Here is a 16,288-nt window from a genome sequence, read left to right as displayed (position 1 = left end):
TCCGCGACGAGCAGGCTTGACCCGAGCAGGTTCAGGCGACCTCCGCCCCGTCATCCGGCCAATGCGGCTCGTTGGCGCCCGGCGGCGTCAGCGGTGGCAGGCCATAGGCTGCCCGAGCGTCGTCACAGCTCGGATTGTGCACGCCGTTCTCCCACGACGCCTCAAACTCGCGGCAGGGGCTGGAGCGATTCGCGTAGATGGAGCACGCCACCTGCGTGCCGATCTCGCCACCGAGACTGACGCAACGGCAGGGCTTGGCGTCGGTGCCAATCATGGCGACGCGGGTCGGGTTGATCTGCACAACCAGGTCGTCGGGCACCAGGCCACCGGCGGACTGGCACTCACCCCAGAAGAAGGACACACGAAAGTAGCCGCAGCAGGCGCCGCAGGTCATGCAAGGGTTCTGTTCGGACATGATGGCCAGGGAGGGAGGTTGTTGTTATCGGGGCGGGCGCCCGCGGCGCTATTTGTAATCCAGGCGCGGGCGGCTGAGAAGAGGGGGAATGAAAAAAAGATCGCCGCTGATCGGCGCAAACGCATCGCGGGGCAAGCCCGCTCCCACAAACGTATCCCGCCTGTGGGAACGGGCTTGCCCCGCGATCTGCAACGAGCTGTTTACTTGCTGGTCAAACCATCGGCGCGGAACATCTGGCGGATCCCGCGAATAGCCTGGCGGATACGGTCCTGGTTCTCGATCAGGGCAAAGCGCACATGATCATCGCCGTAGTCACCAAAGCCGATCCCCGGCGACACACAGACCTTGGCCTCGGCCAGCAGCTTCTTCGCGAACTCCAGCGAACCCAGGTGAGCGTACTGCTCAGGGATCTTCGCCCACACGTACATCGACGCCTTGGGGTTCTCGACCATCCAGCCCAGCTCGTGCAGCCCCTTGACCAGCAGGTTGCGGCGCTGGCGGTACTGCTCGGCGATATCGCGCACGCATTGCTGGTCGCCTTCCAGGGCGGCGATGGCAGCCACCTGCAGCGGGGTGAAGGTGCCGTAGTCGTGGTAGCTCTTGATCCGCGCCAGGGCGCTGACCAGCTCAGGGTTGCCGACCATGAAGCCGATCCGCCAACCGGCCATGTTGTAGCTCTTGGACAGGGTGAAGAACTCGACCGCGATGTCCTTGGCCCCCGGCACCTGCATGATCGACGGCGCCTTCCAGCCGTCGTAGACGATGTCGGCGTAAGCCAGGTCGTGCACCACCAGCACATCGTACTGCTTGGCCAGGGCCACCACCCGTTCGAAGAAGTCCAGCTCCACGCACTGCGCGGTGGGGTTGGACGGGAAGCCGAGGATCATCATCTTCGGCTTGGGGATCGATTCGCGGATCGCCCGTTCCAACTCGTTGAAGAAGTCCACGCCCGGTACCAACGGCACCGAGCGTACCTGGGCGCCGGCGATCACCGCACCGTAGATGTGGATCGGGTAGCTGGGGTTGGGCACCAGGACCGTGTCGCCGTGGTCGAGGGTGCCGAGCATCAGGTGCGCCAGGCCTTCCTTCGAGCCGATGGTGACAATGGCTTCGCTTTCCGGGTCGATGTCGACCTCGTAGCGTTCCTTGTACCAGTTGGAGATGGCGCGGCGCAGGCGCGGGATGCCACGGGAGGTGGAATAGCCATGGGTGTCTTCGCGCTGGGCGACCTGCACCAGCTTCTCGACGATGTGCGGCGGGGTGGCGCCATCGGGGTTGCCCATGCTCAGGTCGATGATGTCCTCGCCACGGCGGCGGGCGGCCATCTTGAGCTCGGCAGTAATGTTGAAGACGTAAGGGGGGAGACGATCGATGCGCGCAAAGCGGCGCGGCGAACCTGGGTTGGCCATGTGTTCCTCGAGAGACGTAAGCGCCCGGAACCGTCCGAGCGACGCTGGCCGCTGCGGCGGCCGACAAACAACATAATCCCGCCACGATCACTTCGTAAAGGATAATTTCCTGTTTTATTAGATTTTTTCAGCCACTTCATTTGAAAAAAACGCAATTACAGAATCCGCCTCAGCAGGCGGTGCTTGCCGAAACACCGGCAAGCACCGCCGTCAAAGGGCTCAGTAGACCTGCACCCGCCACAGTTCGCGCGCGGCCGAGGCCGCGCTCATCGGCAGGCGCCCGTGCAAGGTCTGGTAGTTGTCGATCAGCACCAGGTCACCCGCCTGCCACTCATGGGCAATCAGGCATTCGGGGTCGTAGACCAGTTCGTCGAGCTGGCTGATCAATGCCTGCTGGAAGTCCTCGTCGTGCCCCTGCACCTTCTGTTCGAGGGTCTGTAACGACGACTGGCAGCCCTCCTGGTAGCGCAGTACCCGCTCGCCATTGCGCGGATCGAGGTCGACCAGCGAGTAGCTGCGCGGCGAACCGCCGAAATAGGTCATGCGCGTGTAGTAGGTCAAATCGATGCCCTGCCACTGGCGGGCGGTGCGCAGGCCCACCTTGCGCAAGGCGTTGCGGCTGTCGACGACCGTGGTCTGCCCTTCCCCCGGCTGTGGCGGCGTCTTGCAATACAGCATGAAGGTGTGGGCGCAGAACTTGGGATCGCGCTGCACCAGCGGATCGCTGTCGGGCAGCATGTTGAGGTCCCAGTGCAAGGGCGTCTTCTCCAGTGAATGCACCACGCCTTGGGGCTGGTCGGCCGGCTTGACCACATGTACCTCACCAAAGGACCAACGGTAGATGGTGCCGAAACGCTCGCAGTCGGCGGCGAATGCCTGCTGGTCGGTGAATTCACAGCCTCTGAGGCAGACAAAACCGAAACTGCGCACCAGTGCCTGCAAGGTCTCGGTGGACAGTCGCTGGAAACCCAGCCCCAGCGGGTCGCTGACCAGCAACCCGAACAAGGGGAGCTTCTGCAATGTGAAGTTGAAGCCCTCAAGCGCCTCGCCCGCTGTTTCATGGAACAGCCATGGCTGCCCCTGCCAGGTCACCAGCACATGCCGCGCGGGGTCGATCTGCGCGCGGCTGCGCAGGGTCTGGCGACCGTCCAGCTGGCGCACCGGCACTGCATGCCAGGGGCTGGCTACATGATCGAGCCCCTCGGCCAGGGCTACGGTGAACTTGGGGCCGGCGTTGTCGTACTGGTGCACCGACAAGCGCACGTGCCCGGGGAAAAACCGCTCGACCGCCGCATTCAAGGCCTGGCCGCGCAGCATCATCTGGTAGGCCTTGTAGCTGATCTGGCGCAGGTGCTCGTCTTCGTCCTGCCCGGCCTGACGGCATAGGCGCAGGTCGTTGTAGAGGTGGCTGCACAACTTGTCGTGGGTCCGGCCCAGGGCCTCGTCGTGCTGGCACTGCTCGATCAGCGCTTCGACGTTCTTCCACGGCAGGCGGGCCTGCTTGATCAGGGTGGCGCGCAGGGCCTCGGCACTGCTGGCCTGGGGGAACAGGTCTTCCATGCTCACCCAGCGGATGCAATGGGTCGTGCACAGGGTGCGCAGCGCCTGGTTGTAGGCGCGGCGCACGTCGTCCGGCACGCCGACGATATCGTTGAAGGTGGTGCCGTCGCTGAGGATTGCGATCTCGCAGCCAGGGGCGTGGAGCTCGGCGAGTTCCTGGGCGAGGCGGTCGAGGCGCTCGATGGCGATCACCTCGCCATGATCGGGCAGCACGCCAAAGGTCTTGTCGTGATCATTCGGCGACTTGCACGGGAAACCCGGCAACACCATGCGCAGGGGCTCGCCGCTGTCGAAGCAGCGCGCCAGGTCGCGGGCCAGGTGCGCCCTGCCCGCTTGGTCGAAGCGGTCGTCCTGAGCCTTGAGCAGGTAACCGTCCAGCACCTGGCCGACGGCATCCATCCAGCTGTCTTTGTCTTGCATGTCGTATCTTCCTTGAGAACGGCTACAGCGAACCGATTGGCGTTGCGGATTGGCTTGCACAGTGGCGCAGTTGCTCCGGGTGCAAGGCCCGGAGCAGCTGCAAGGGTTGCTGGCAATGGAACTGTGGCCGCTGCTCGAGCAACGCTTGCCACTCGCCGTAGCCCCAACCGACGGCGGCGGCGGGCATGCCGGCGGCCTTGGCGGTCAACAGGTCGATGGGGGTATCGCCGACAAACAGGCAGTGGCCGGGGTCGATGCCCAACCGCTCGGCAGCCTGCAGCGCGATGTCCGGTGCCGGCTTGAGCCGCTCGCCGGGGCGATGACCGAACACTGCGGCAAATCGCTGCGCGGGCAGCAGCCCTTGCACGACACGCTCGGCGAGGGTCTGGGCCTTGTTGGTGACGAGGGCCATGGGCAGCCCTTTGCCGGCAATCCTCTCGATCAGGCCGATACAACCTGGGAATACTCGGGAACGCCGGACCAGGTTGTCGTGATAGCAGCTGCTGTAGTCGTCATGCAGGCGTTGGCATTGCTCGGCGTCGAGGCCGACGGCGGCCCTTTCGAGCATCGCCGCCACACCGCCGCCGATCATGCCGCGCACCTCCTCCGGCTGCAGCGTGCGCAGCCCATACAGGCTCAGCACATGATTCAGGCACCAGGCGATATCAGGCAGGGTATCGACCAGGGTGCCGTCCAGGTCGAACAGAACCGCGCGTATGTCCATTGGCGCCACCCTCACTGCGCGCTGGCGTAGTGGCAAGGCCGGCCACGGCGGAATACCAGCCGGCTGTAACGCTCATCGACATTGCTGCGCCGGTCGAGGGTCACCACGCCACGGCGCTTGATCGCCACCGAATGCCAGGGGGTGCGCCACAGGTCGCTGGTCGGCACCAGGCGGATGCCGATCTTGCTCGACACCGCCAACTGCGGGTGGATCGACAGGCGCAGGCAATGCGGATAGCGCGCTTGCAGCAACGCACTCCAGGCCTCGCTACGCTGGATCACCCGCTGGGAGGCGGGCTTGGCCGCCTTCTTCACCGCGTTCATGCTCATGCCTTCGAACTCCGCCAGCCCGGCGTAGTCCTCGGCGAGGAAACGATGGATGCCGCAGTACATCAGCCGCATGTGCTCCTCGTCCTCGAAGCGCTGCTGCAGGGCGCGCAGCGACTGGCCATGCTCGATCATCAGCTCTTCGCGCATGGAGTCCAGGCAGCCCAGCTGCGGATAGGCATCCTTGAGGTCGAACAAGGTGAAACGGCCGGGATAGTGCTGGCCGGCATAGCGCTGGATATCGTCGGTATAGGCCTGGACATGGGCATCGGGCACCCGTACCAGGTCGGCGAAGACATAGCCGTCCGAGCAGATGTGAATGACTGCACCGGGGGCATGCAGTGCGCGGATTTCCTCAGCCAGGCGATTCAGCTCGTCGATGGCATGGTGCTCTGCCAGGTCCGGGAGCGGGCCGAGGGTCTTCTGGCGGTTGGGCGACTTGCCGGGGAAGGCCGGGAGGACCATCTCCACAGGCAGGCCGCGCTCGACGGCCTGCAGCACCTTGGGCAGGTGCGGGGCGAGCACGGCATCGTCCAGCGCGTCATCCTGCCCGGGGGCCAGGCTGCGCCGACGAAACAGGCATTCGAGGATGGCCAGCGCGGTAGCGGTACTGGCAGAGGCATGGCGTTGGCGCAGCGAAGCCGCGCACGCCGAAGGAGCGGAGCTCGATTCGGTCATGGAACAGTCCTTGTCATGTGGATCGATCCGAATGGATCGCGGCCTACCCTGGCCTGCAGGTCGTCCTGACCTACGGCGCATAACATCCGGTAAAGGGCATGGCGCTGTCAACTGCCCTTCGAATGAATTTTCCGAGGCAAAAAAAACGCCCCGGCAAGCCGGGGCGTCTTGTGCAGCTGGGGTGTTTCAGCGTGCGTAGGTCATCAGCACGTCGGCCGCGGTCTGGCTGTCCACGCCCATCATCACGCTCAGGGCGGTGACGGTGAGGATGGAGAAGCCGAATACCTTGCGCGCCCACTTGCTGTCGTCCTCGGCCTTGTAGCCGCCCCAGGCCATGTACAGCCAGTACAGGCCCATGGCGGCCGCCACGGCGAGATAACCCAGGCCGGCGTAGCCGCCGAGGGTCAGCATCAGGGTGGCGAGCACAAAGGCCAGCACGTACAGCACGATCTGCTTCTTCGCCGCGAGGATACCGCGCGCCACCGGCAGGACCGGGATGTTGGCGGCGCTGTAGTCCTTGAAGCGGAAGATGGCGATGGCAAAGCTGTGCGGCATCTGCCACAGGCTGAACATCACCAGCAGCGTGAACGCGGCCAGGTCGAAGCTGTTGCTCACCGCGCAGTAGCCGATCACCGGAGGCATGGCACCGGACAGGCTGCCGACCAGGGTGCCGTGCACCGATTTGCGCTTGAGCCACAGGCTGTAGAAGCCGACGTAGACCACGAAGCCAACCAGGGCGCAGAACGCCGACAGCGGGTTGGCCTGGACATACAGCAAGCTGAAACCTGCCACCCCGAGCAGGGTGGCGTAGATCAGCGCCAGGGGCAGCGACATGCCGCCCTGGACCATGACGCGGTTCTTGGTGCGCTCCATCTTGTGGTCGATGTCACGGTCGATGCAGTTGTTGAACACGCATCCGGACGCGACCACCAGGGACGTACCGATCACCACCGCCAGGAACAGGGCGAAATCCACATGCCCCTTGGCGGCAAGGAAGAAACCGCCTGCCACGGAAAGCACGTTACCGAAAATGATCCCCGGTTTGGTGATTTGGATAAAGTGCTTCACGGACATGCAGTCTTACCTCACTTGGCCAGCATTTCGAAGTGGATGCTGAACATGATCCACAGCGACAGGCCGACCAGCAGTGCAATTACCAGAACGGTGAACAGGAACGTCGACACGTTGGAGCGCTGCTCTTTCGAGCGGTCCATGTGCAGGAAGTACACGAGGTGCACCACCACCTGGATGACGGCCATGGCCACCACGATCAGGACGGTCAGGTTCTTCGGCAGGCTTGGGTACATCACCAGGCCGAACGGGATCGCGGTCAGGATGATCGACAGTACAAAGCCGATCATGTAGGACTTCACGCTACCGTGATTGCCTTCGTGATGAGTGTCGTGTGCGCTAGCCATTACAGAACCCCCAGCAGGTAGACGACGGTGAACACGCAGATCCAGACCACGTCGAGGAAGTGCCAGAACAGGCTCAGGCAGCTCATGCGGGTCTTGGCGGTCGGCGTGATGCCGTGCTTGTTGATCTGGTACATCATGATTGCCATCCAGATCAGACCGGCAGTCACGTGCAGGCCGTGGGTACCGACCAGCGCGAAGAACGCCGACAGGAAGCCACTGCGCTGCGGGCCGTAGCCTTCGGCGATCAGGTGATGGAACTCATAGATTTCCATCGCGATGAAGCCTGCACCGAACAGGAAGGTCACAGCCAACCAGCCCAGTACACCTGCCTTGTTGCCGGCGAACATCTTCAGCATGGCGAAGCCGAAGGTGATCGAGGACAGCAGCAGGAACGCGGTTTCGACCAGCACGAAGTCGAGCTGGAAGATGTCGTGACCCGACGGGCCGCCGGCGAAACCGCCGGACAGCACCGCGTAGGTGGCGAAGAGCGACGCAAACAGGATGCAGTCGGTCATCAGGTACAGCCAGAAACCGAGTACGGTCATCTGGCCCGAGTCGTGGTGGTGGTCATCGTGCGCATGGTCATGACCATGCGCACCACCGTGGATTACTTGACTGGACATTGATTACACCCGTTCAAACGATTCGACACGTGCGCCGCCAGCAGGCAGTGCACCAGCGTTGGCCAGCGCTTTCATGCGCTCGCCTTCGATGCGCGCCACTTCTTCGGCCGGCACCATGTAGCCCTGGTCGTCACGCGCGGCGTGGCGAACGAAGACAGCGATGGTCGCAACCAGGCTCGCACCCACCAGCCACCAGATGTGCCAGATGAAGGCGAAGCCGAACACGGTCAGCAACAGACCCATGAACAGACCGGTGGAGGTGTTGCTCGGCATGTGGATCGCTTCGTACTTGGCCGGAGCCTTGTAGGCGGCGCCGGCTTGCTTGGCTTCGTGCCAGGCGTCCAGGCCAACGTGCTCAGGCATGTGGGCGAAGTTGTAGAACGGAGGTGGCGACGAAGTCGACCATTCCAGGGTACGGCCGCCCCATGGGTCGCCGGTGACGTCCATGTTGTCCTTGCGATCGCGAACCGAGACGTAGATCTGGATCAGCTGGCAGGCGATACCGAACAGGATCAGCACGGCGCCGACCACGGCTACGTACAGGTAGGGTTCCCACAGCGGGTTGTCGGAGTGGTTCAGACGACGGGTCATGCCCATGAAGCCCAGGGCGTACAGCGGCATGAACGCTACGTAGAAGCCGGAGATCCAGAACCAGAAGGCAGCCTTGCCCCACTTCTCGTTCAGGGTGAAACCGAAGGCTTTCGGGAACCAGAAGGCGAAGCCGGCGATGTAGCCGAATACCGCGCCACCGATGATCACGTTGTGGAAGTGGGCGATCACGAACAGGCTGTTGTGCAGAACGAAGTCGGCACCTGGAACAGCCAGCAGAACGCCGGTCATGCCACCGATGGAGAAGGTGACCATGAAGCCCAGGGTCCACATGATCGGCGCGGTGAAGCGCAGACGGCCCTGGTAGATGGTGAACAGCCAGTTGAACAGCTTCACACCGGTCGGAATGGAGATCAGCATCGTCGCCAGGCCGAAGAAGGTGTTGACGCTGGCGCCGGCACCCATGGTGAAGAAGTGGTGCAGCCAGACCGCAAAGCCGAGGATGGCGATCGCGCCCGATGCGTAGATCATCGAGTGGTGACCGAACAGGCGCTTGCCTGCGAAGGTCGAGGTGACTTCCGAGAACACGCCGAAGGCCGGCAGGATCAGGATGTAGACCTCAGGGTGACCCCACGCCCAGAACAGGTTGACGTACATCATCGGGTTCCCACCAAGCTCGTTGGTGAAAATGTGGAAGTCCAGATAACGGTCAACAGTCAGCAGTGCGAGTGCGGCGGTGAGGATCGGGAACGAAGCGACGATCAGCACGTTGGCCCAGGTGCAGGTCCAGGTGAAGATCGGCATGTCCATCAGCTTCATGCCAGGGGCGCGCATCTTCATCACGGTGACGAGGAAGTTCACGCCGGTAAGCGTCGTACCCAGACCTGATAGCTGTAGCGCCCAGATGTAGTAGTCGACACCCACCCCAGGGCTGTACTGGATACCCGCGAGCGGCGGATAGGCAACCCAGCCGGTCTTGGCGAATTCACCAACACCCAGCGAAATGTTGACCAGCAGCACGCCTGCCAGCAGCAGGTAGAAGCTCAGGGAGTTCAGGAACGGGAAGGCAACGTCACGTGCACCGATCTGCAGAGGAACCGCAAGGTTCATCAGGCCGGTGAAGAACGGCATCGCCATGAAGATGATCATGATCACACCGTGGGCGGTGAAGATCTGGTCATAGTGTTCAGGCGGCAGGTAGCCTTCGGAGCCACCGGTGGCGGCGGCCAGCTGGGTACGCATCATGATCGCGTCGGCGAAGCCGCGCAGCAGCATGACCATAGCGACGATGATGTACATCACGCCGATTTTCTTGTGGTCGACCGTGGTCAGCCACTCGGTCCACAAGTAGGTCCACTTGCGGAAATAGGTGATGGCACCAACGACAGCGAGACCACCGAGCGCGATCATGGCAAGCGTCACCATGACTATCGGCTCGTGATACGGTATCGCCTCCAGAGTTAATTTACCGAACATCTCTTACTCCTCTGCACCGGCAGCTGGTTGCATACTCGATTCCACACCCTTGGTAGTGGCCAGGTCTTTGCTGCCTGCTTCTTCGTGGTTCGGACGACCGCGGTTCATGCCTTCGTACTTGTCGACGATGCGCTGGAACTGGTCAGCCGGAGCCTCGCTGTACAGCGCGACTGGGTTGTTTTCGCTTGCTTTGGCCAAGGCGTCGTATTCGGCCTGGTCCAGTTTCTTCGGCGAAGCCTTCACTTCAGCGACCCATGCATCGAAGTCGGCTTGCGAAGTGGCGGTTGCCTTGAATTTCATACCGGTGAAGCCGGCGCCGCTGTAGTTGGCGGAGATACCGTCGAACTCACCGTTCTCGTTGGCGATCAGGTGCAGTTTGGTGGTCATGCCAGCCATGGCGTAGATCTGGCCACCCAGGCCCGGGATGAAGAAGGAGTTCATCACGGCGTCGGAGGTCACGCGGAAGTTGACCGGGGTGTTGGCCGGGAAGACGATCTTGTTGACCGTGGCGATGCCCTGTTCCGGGTAGATGAACAGCCATTTCCAGTCCAGCGCGACCACGTCGATCTGCACCGGCTTCACATCGGAATCCAGTGGACGGTACGGGTCCAGCTTGTGGGTGGAGTGGTAGGTGAAGTAACCCAGGGCGATGATGATCAGGATCGGGATGATCCACACCGCGGCCTCGATCTTGGTCGAGTGCGACCAGTCGGGGGTGTAGGTGGCGGCCTTGTTGGACGCGCGATACTTCCAGGCGAACGCCAGGGTCATGATGATCACGGGCACGACCACCAGCAGCATCAGGCCGGTGGCGATCAGGATCAGGTTCTTCTGCTCAATGCCGACCTGGCCCTTCGGATCGAGCAGGGTCCAGTTGCACCCACTGAGTAAAAGCATGCCTAAAAAGGGCAATATGCCAAACAGTCTGGGGTAACGCTTTTTACTCATCTCACGACCTCTAGATCAGCTTGCTTCAATGCAATTTGTGTTTTGGTAGCCAACACTTCGTCCTGCCAAGTGCGGCAATTGGCGCCCGTACTCGCCCCTGCCAGGGATCCGACTGCTGGATCTTGGCGTCAAGCGGTTTGGCGGTGCTTATGGTTTCGTAGGCAACAGGCCTGTACTTCAGACCAAGTCCATTTGGTGCGGGAAAACGCGGAGGGGTGTCCGCCCGGTATCGCCGTTGGGCGAAACTTGTCGAAGTCAGCAAATGGAAAGCGCTGCGGCTCCCATCAATCCTGCGACTCGCAAGCAGTGCCGAACGGAAATTGGGGGCGATTGTAGATAGGTCGCCCCACGATGACTATGACTTATTGAGCAACAGTCTTTTACAGAATGCGTAACAATACTGGTCAAAAAATCAACTTCGCGACAGTTTGTCGCACCCCGCGCAGTAGCCCTGAAACCCTTGCCGCGCAAGGGCTGGTGGCTGACCTGGATCAATCATCGGGGGCCCTTTGCAGCTTATCTCGCCGCGCAATAGACCCAGGTCAATTCGGGACTTTGGTCTAAGCGCGGCGACGGTTTCGGTAGATGCCCAGGGGCACCAGCACCGCCGTCAGCACGAACGCCACCAGCGCCCATTGCGCGAGGGACAGGCCGAGGATCGGCGGGTAGGGCGTGGAACAGAACCCATCGACCTGGAACGCCAGCGGCCAGAGCTTGGCCAGCGGCAGGTCGTCGACGATGGGCTGCAAGGTGTCGATACCGCAGCTGACCATGGGGTTGGCGAGTATATACACATGGTTGCCGGCGGCAACGATGCCACCGATTGCGCTGAGCACCACCAGCGCCTCGAAGAAGGTCAGGCTGCGGCGCCCGGGCATGGCGGCGGCGATGAAGGCGAAGATCGCGATGAACAGCAGGGCATAGCGCTGCAGGATGCACAGCGGGCAAGGTGCCTCGCCCAGCACCACCTGCATGTACAGGGCGCCGCCGATCAGCGCCAGGCAGATCACGCCGAGGAGCACCAGAAAGCGCCGTTCCCGATTCAGGCGCGATGAGAGTTCGTTCATTGCCGATTCCTTCGATGGAGAGTGACAGCGCGGGCTGCCCGAGGGGCGCCCAGTCTACACGCTGGAGATGACCTTTGAATGCATCGAGCGGGGGCGTGCGCGGCTATCCACTGATGACCTAGGACCGAGCGGGTCGGTTTCGGTTCACTGACGCGCGTGAAAAATGCGCCAGCCCAGGTGCCGGGCAGGAGCAGGCCCCTCGACACCTGGGAGTGAAGGATACAGTGATTAAAGGAGGATTAAAGATGAAAGCGGGTGTAACCGCGTTCACCGCTTCCTTATATAGAAGATCGGTTAGGCCCAATCGCTGCGGTTCGGCGCTCGGCCAGGCCGACAGCACCGAATGTCATCGTCCGCTTCGTTCTCGATTACCCACGGCCGGGAGCATCCTTGTGCTGGCGGCCCGACAGAACGCCGAACCGCAGCGATTGGGATGAAGTCCATCGCGGGGCAAGCCCGCTCCCACGCCGCCATCCTCGGCTTCGTGGGAGCGGGCTTGCCCCGCGATGGGCTCAGCGCTTCACTCCAAAGCCGCCGCAGGCCCGAAGAACTCATAGCGGCTCTGCCCTTCCGGCACACCCAAGCCCTTGAGCTGACGCTTGATCGCCGCCATGAAGCCCTTGGGTCCGAGGAAGTAGGCGTCGATATCGCGCTCACGCGGCAGCCATTCGGCCAGCAGGTCCTGGTCCAGCAGGCCCACTGCGTCGGCAGCCTGGCTGCCATCCTCCTCGGCGTAGCAGTAGAAGCGCTTGAGTTGCGGGTGACGCGCCGCCAGGCCATCGATCCAGTCGCGGAAGGCATGCACCGCGCCGTTGCGCGCGCAATGGATGAAGTGCACCGGGCGTTCGGTCTCGAGGGCCGCCTCAAGCATGGCCAGGGTCGGGGTGATACCCACACCGCCGCTGATCAGCACCAGCGGCTTGTCGCTGGCGACCAGGGTGAAGTCACCGGAAGGCGGGAACAGTTGCAGGGTATCGCCGACCATCAAGCCATCATGCAGGTAGTTGGAGACCTTGCCGCCCGCCTCGCGTTTGACGCTGATGCGGTACTGCTCACCGTCGCACAGGGCCGACAGCGAATAGTTGCGACGCTGCTCGTGGCCATCGATTTCCAGCTTCAGGCCGATGTACTGGCCCGGCTCGGCCTTGAGCACCGGCTTGCCATCGACCGGCGCGAAGTAGAACGAGACGATTTCGCGGCTTTCCTGCTCGCGGCGCACCAGGCGGAATTCGCGGGTGCCGCGCCAGCCGCCGGCAGCCTCTTCCTTCTGCTTGTACAGGTTCTCCTCGGCGCCGATGAGGATGTCGGCAAGCTGGCCATAGGCCGCCGCCCAGGCAGCGATCACCTCGGCCGTGGCGATCTCCTTGCCCAGCACTTCCTCGATGGCGCGCAGCAGGCAGCTGCCGACGATCGGGTAGTGTTCAGGGAGAATCTGCAGGGCGACGTGCTTGTTGATGATCTGGCCTACCAGGCCGCCCAACTGCTCGAGCTGGTCGATATGCCGGGCGTACATCAGCACGCCGTTGGCCAGGGCACGCGGCTGGTCGCCGCTGGCCTGATGGGCCTGGTTGAACAGCGGACGTACCTCGGGGTACTCGCTGAGCATCATCTTGTAGAAGTGGGTGGTCAGGGCCTCGCCACCGCTTTCCAGCAGGGGCACGGTGGCTTTGATGATTGCACGTTGTTCGGCATTGAGCATTACGACAACTCCTGAGCCTGAGGCTTCGAATGGTTGCGTAGACCATTTCAGCAATCGTGCCAACTTTGATCGTCAGTAAAACCGGGGGTTTTCATTGATCGATGTCAAAAGGACACACTCAGGCGTATAGTCATTCCGACCAACAGGAGTCCATATGACTGCAAAGCCCCTGCTCACTGCCCTCCTCCCTCTGGTAAGCGACTTGTCCCGCGACCTCCCCGACCAGGAACGCTACCGCCGGCTGCTGCAGGCCATGCGCGATCTGCTGCCATGCGATGCCGCGGCGCTGCTGCGCCTGGACGGCGAATGGCTGGTACCGCTAGCGGTGGATGGCTTGTCGGCGGACACCCTGGGCCGACGCTTCCGGGTCAGCGAGCACCCGCGCTTCCAGGCCCTGCTCAGCCGCCCCGAGCCCACCCGTTTCCCTAGCGACAGCCCGCTGCCCGACCCTTACGACGGCCTGGTCGACGCCGCCCATGTGGATCTCGAGGTGCACGACTGCATGGGCTGCCCGCTGATGGTCGACGAACGCCCGTGGGGCCTGCTGACCCTCGACGCGCTCACCGCCGGCCAGTTCCAGAGCCTCGAACTCGACGCCCTGCAGGCCTTCGCCAGCCTGGCCGCCGCCACGGTAACCGTGGCCGAGCGCATCGAGCACCTGGCCCTGCGCGCCGAAGATGAACACCAGCGCGCCGAGGTGTATCGCCAGGCCAGCGGCCAGGACCGCGAACTGATCGGCCAGAGCAAGGCACACAAGCGCCTGGTCGAGGAGATCCGCCTGGTCGGCGGTAGCGACCTGACCGTGCTGATCACCGGCGAGACCGGCGTCGGCAAGGAACTGGTGGCCCAGGCCCTGCACCATGCCAGCCAGCGTGCCGGCAAGCCGATGGTCAGCCTCAACTGCGCCGCGCTGCCCGACACCTTGGTGGAGAGTGAACTGTTCGGCCATGTGCGCGGCGCCTTTACCGGCGCCCATGGTGAACGCCGCGGCAAGTTCGAGCTGGCCAACGGCGGCACATTGTTCCTCGACGAGGTCGGCGAGCTGCCGCTGGCGGTGCAGGCCAAGTTGCTGCGGGTGTTGCAGAGCGGGCAGTTGCAACGCCTGGGTTCGGACCGCGACCATCAGGTCGATGTACGCCTGATCGCCGCGACCAACCGCGACCTGGCCGAAGAGGTGCGCAATGGCAACTTCCGCGCCGACTTCTACCACCGGTTGAGCGTCTACCCGCTGCAAGTTCCGCCCCTGCGCGAGCGAGGCCGCGACGTGCTGTTGCTGGCGGGCTTTTTCCTCGAACAGAACCGCGCGCGCCTGGGGCTGGGGAGCCTGCGGCTGTCCACCGACGCCCAGGCCGCCCTGCTGGCGTACGGCTGGCCGGGCAACGTGCGCGAACTGGAACACCTGATCGGTCGCTCGGCGCTCAAGGCATTGGGGCAGCACGGACGGCGGCCGAAGATCCTCACCCTGGAAGCGGCGGACCTCGACCTGCGCAACGTGGCGCCGAGCATACTGGCAGAAACCGAGGCACCGTCGGCTGACGCGCCGCTGCCCGAGGGGGGGCTGCGCGAGGCGGTGGATGATTATCAGCGGCAGATCGTCGAAGCATGTCTGGATCGTCACCAGGACAACTGGGCAGCCGCAGCCCGGGAGCTGGGGCTGGATCGGGCCAACCTGAGCCGGTTGGCCAAGCGCTTGGGGCTGCGCTGATGGGGCTGCGAAGCAGCCCCATACAGAGCGAATAGCAAACTAAGCTAAAGCCTGGCGCCAGAAAGCCGATAACCCGGCATCCTCCCCCTCATTCATAGCGAAGGTTGTCCATGGCCACGCAAAAAGCCCGCGCGGACTCGCTGTCCCTGCTGCTGTTCACCCTGCGCAGCGGCAAACTGATGGCAATCAACCTGCTCAAGGTCAGCGAGATCATCCCCTGCCCGCCGCTGACCAAACTGCCGGAGTCCCACCCGCACGTCAAAGGCGTCGCCACCCTGCGTGGCAACTCGCTGTCGGTGATCGACCTGTCCCGCGCCATCGGCGAAATGCCCCTGGCCGACCCCGACGGCGGCTGCCTGATCGTCACCGAGATCAGCCGCTCGCGCCAGGGCCTGCACGTGCAAGCGGTGAGCCGCATCGTCCATTGCCTGAGCACCGACATCAAACCGCCACCCTACGGCTCGGGCAACCGCTCGTTCATTACCGGCGTCACCCGGGTCGACAACACCCTGGTGCAGGTGCTGGATATCGAGAAGGTCATCCACGGCATCGCCCCGCCGCCCCACGAACCGCACCCGGGGGAAGTCAGCGAAGAAGATGCAAGCCTGCTGGCCGCCGCCAACATCCTGGTGGTGGACGACAGCCAGGTCGCGTTGCAGCAGTCGGTGCACACCCTGCGCAACCTTGGCATCGAGTGCCACACCGCGCGCAGCGCCAAGGATGCGATCAATGTGCTGCTGGAGCTGCAAGGCACCGACAGAGAGATCAACATCATCGTCTCGGACATCGAGATGTCCGAGATGGACGGCTTCGCCTTCACCCGCACCTTGCGTGAAACCCCGGACTTCCAGCACCTGTACATCCTGCTGCACACCTCGCTGGACAGCGCGATGAGCGGTGACAAGGCCAAGCTGGCCGGGGCCAATGCCATTCTCACCAAGTTCTCCTCGCCGGAGCTGACCAACTGCCTGGTAACGGCGGCGCGGGCGGTGGTGTTCGAGGAGCGCTGAAAGCCAGAAAGTGAAGAGCCATGCGAGTGTCCTGTCTCGGAAATACGTTCTCTTTTGGCGAGTGGCTTGTGTGTTCGGGCAAGGCGCCGCGACGAGTCATAGCAGGGCTATGGCGAGGAGTGGCAACGCAGGCCGGGCGCCCAAGACGCCGCCAAAAGTGAACAGCTTATTTCCGAGACAGGACACTCGTGCACGGCTCTTGAAGATTCAGCGGCTATTCGTCGACTGAGGGCGGGTCTGCGAAGCTTCCCTGAAAACGAC

General features: G+C 63.1%; 14 protein-coding genes. 2 read left to right on the top strand and 12 right to left on the bottom strand.

Annotated features, from left to right (window positions below):
• Positions 1-31: 31 nt before the first annotated feature.
• The 12 genes from KHO27_RS00630 to hmpA all read right to left on the bottom strand — a co-directional run bounded on the left by KHO27_RS00630 (position 32) and on the right by hmpA (position 13,312).
• Entirely contained in the window at positions 32-415 is a 384-nt protein-coding gene (locus KHO27_RS00630) for a YkgJ family cysteine cluster protein (RefSeq protein ID WP_110700545.1), read from the bottom strand.
• Positions 416-615: 200 nt separating this feature from the next.
• Complete coding sequence (gene alaC / locus KHO27_RS00625) at positions 616-1,824, bottom strand: alanine transaminase (protein ID WP_110700547.1); 1,209 nt, start codon at positions 1,822-1,824, stop codon at positions 616-618.
• A 219-nt stretch (positions 1,825-2,043) separates the two neighbouring features.
• Positions 2,044-3,804, bottom strand: a complete 1,761-nt coding sequence (locus tag KHO27_RS00620) for an isocyanide synthase family protein (protein WP_110700549.1) — start codon at positions 3,802-3,804, stop codon at positions 2,044-2,046.
• Positions 3,805-3,826: 22 nt separating this feature from the next.
• Positions 3,827-4,528 (bottom strand): HAD family hydrolase, encoded by a 702-nt coding sequence (locus KHO27_RS00615; protein WP_214501015.1) that lies wholly within the window; start codon positions 4,526-4,528, stop codon positions 3,827-3,829.
• 11 nt (positions 4,529-4,539) lie between these two features.
• Positions 4,540-5,532 (bottom strand): isocyanide synthase family protein, encoded by a 993-nt coding sequence (locus KHO27_RS00610; protein WP_111531701.1) that lies wholly within the window; start codon positions 5,530-5,532, stop codon positions 4,540-4,542.
• A 186-nt stretch (positions 5,533-5,718) separates the two neighbouring features.
• A complete protein-coding gene (cyoE, locus tag KHO27_RS00605) occupies positions 5,719-6,606 on the bottom strand; it encodes a heme o synthase (protein WP_023629877.1) in 888 nt (295 codons plus the stop codon).
• Positions 6,607-6,617: 11 nt separating this feature from the next.
• On the bottom strand, positions 6,618-6,950 hold the full coding sequence (gene cyoD, locus KHO27_RS00600; RefSeq protein WP_023629876.1) for a cytochrome o ubiquinol oxidase subunit IV: 333 nt from the start codon (positions 6,948-6,950) through the stop codon (positions 6,618-6,620).
• The gene (locus tag KHO27_RS00595; RefSeq protein ID WP_023629875.1) at positions 6,950-7,573 is read right to left on the bottom strand and encodes a cytochrome o ubiquinol oxidase subunit III; all 624 of its coding nucleotides are present in this window, start codon (positions 7,571-7,573) and stop codon (positions 6,950-6,952) included. The genes cyoD and KHO27_RS00595 overlap by 1 nt, the downstream gene beginning before the upstream one ends.
• Before the next feature lie 3 nt (positions 7,574-7,576).
• Complete coding sequence (cyoB, locus tag KHO27_RS00590) at positions 7,577-9,598, bottom strand: cytochrome o ubiquinol oxidase subunit I (protein ID WP_102682485.1); 2,022 nt, start codon at positions 9,596-9,598, stop codon at positions 7,577-7,579.
• A 3-nt stretch (positions 9,599-9,601) separates the two neighbouring features.
• Positions 9,602-10,546 (bottom strand): ubiquinol oxidase subunit II, encoded by a 945-nt coding sequence (gene cyoA / locus KHO27_RS00585; RefSeq protein WP_102682486.1) that lies wholly within the window; start codon positions 10,544-10,546, stop codon positions 9,602-9,604.
• Positions 10,547-11,106: 560 nt separating this feature from the next.
• Positions 11,107-11,613, bottom strand: coding sequence for a disulfide bond formation protein B (locus tag KHO27_RS00580; protein ID WP_023629873.1), 507 nt, complete (start codon positions 11,611-11,613; stop codon positions 11,107-11,109).
• Between the two features lie 520 nt (positions 11,614-12,133).
• Entirely contained in the window at positions 12,134-13,312 is a 1,179-nt protein-coding gene (gene hmpA / locus KHO27_RS00575; RefSeq protein WP_110700557.1) for an NO-inducible flavohemoprotein, read from the bottom strand.
• 154 nt (positions 13,313-13,466) lie between these two features.
• Between hmpA and norR the strand changes: the two genes are divergently transcribed.
• Entirely contained in the window at positions 13,467-15,017 is a 1,551-nt protein-coding gene (norR, locus tag KHO27_RS00570) for a nitric oxide reductase transcriptional regulator NorR (RefSeq protein ID WP_102682489.1), read from the top strand.
• 110 nt (positions 15,018-15,127) lie between these two features.
• Entirely contained in the window at positions 15,128-16,027 is a 900-nt protein-coding gene (locus tag KHO27_RS00565; RefSeq protein WP_102682490.1) for a chemotaxis protein, read from the top strand.
• Positions 16,028-16,288: the final 261 nt, after the last annotated feature.

Origin of the sequence: Pseudomonas sp. RC3H12, from assembly GCF_018596375.1 — a bacterium.
Classification (GTDB): domain Bacteria; phylum Pseudomonadota; class Gammaproteobacteria; order Pseudomonadales; family Pseudomonadaceae; genus Aquipseudomonas.
This window is presented reverse-complemented; position numbering and strand designations above follow the sequence as displayed.

What these genes read in the sequence shown, in the direction of transcription:
- cyoD (WP_023629876.1), bottom strand. Translation starts at nt 6,950, where the DNA reads ATGGCTAGCGCACACGACACTCATCACGAAGGCAATCACGGTAGCGTG.
- KHO27_RS00565 (WP_102682490.1), top strand. Translation starts at nt 15,128, where the DNA reads ATGGCCACGCAAAAAGCCCGCGCGGACTCGCTGTCCCTGCTGCTGTTC.
- KHO27_RS00630 (WP_110700545.1), bottom strand. Translation starts at nt 415, where the DNA reads ATGTCCGAACAGAACCCTTGCATGACCTGCGGCGCCTGCTGCGGCTAC.
- KHO27_RS00595 (WP_023629875.1), bottom strand. Translation starts at nt 7,573, where the DNA reads ATGTCCAGTCAAGTAATCCACGGTGGTGCGCATGGTCATGACCATGCG.
- hmpA (WP_110700557.1), bottom strand. Translation starts at nt 13,312, where the DNA reads ATGCTCAATGCCGAACAACGTGCAATCATCAAAGCCACCGTGCCCCTG.
- cyoE (WP_023629877.1), bottom strand. Translation starts at nt 6,606, where the DNA reads ATGTCCGTGAAGCACTTTATCCAAATCACCAAACCGGGGATCATTTTC.
- KHO27_RS00610 (WP_111531701.1), bottom strand. Translation starts at nt 5,532, where the DNA reads ATGACCGAATCGAGCTCCGCTCCTTCGGCGTGCGCGGCTTCGCTGCGC.
- KHO27_RS00620 (WP_110700549.1), bottom strand. Translation starts at nt 3,804, where the DNA reads ATGCAAGACAAAGACAGCTGGATGGATGCCGTCGGCCAGGTGCTGGAC.
- KHO27_RS00580 (WP_023629873.1), bottom strand. Translation starts at nt 11,613, where the DNA reads ATGAACGAACTCTCATCGCGCCTGAATCGGGAACGGCGCTTTCTGGTG.
- cyoB (WP_102682485.1), bottom strand. Translation starts at nt 9,598, where the DNA reads ATGTTCGGTAAATTAACTCTGGAGGCGATACCGTATCACGAGCCGATA.
- norR (WP_102682489.1), top strand. Translation starts at nt 13,467, where the DNA reads ATGACTGCAAAGCCCCTGCTCACTGCCCTCCTCCCTCTGGTAAGCGAC.
- cyoA (WP_102682486.1), bottom strand. Translation starts at nt 10,546, where the DNA reads ATGAGTAAAAAGCGTTACCCCAGACTGTTTGGCATATTGCCCTTTTTA.
- KHO27_RS00615 (WP_214501015.1), bottom strand. Translation starts at nt 4,528, where the DNA reads ATGGACATACGCGCGGTTCTGTTCGACCTGGACGGCACCCTGGTCGAT.
- alaC (WP_110700547.1), bottom strand. Translation starts at nt 1,824, where the DNA reads ATGGCCAACCCAGGTTCGCCGCGCCGCTTTGCGCGCATCGATCGTCTC.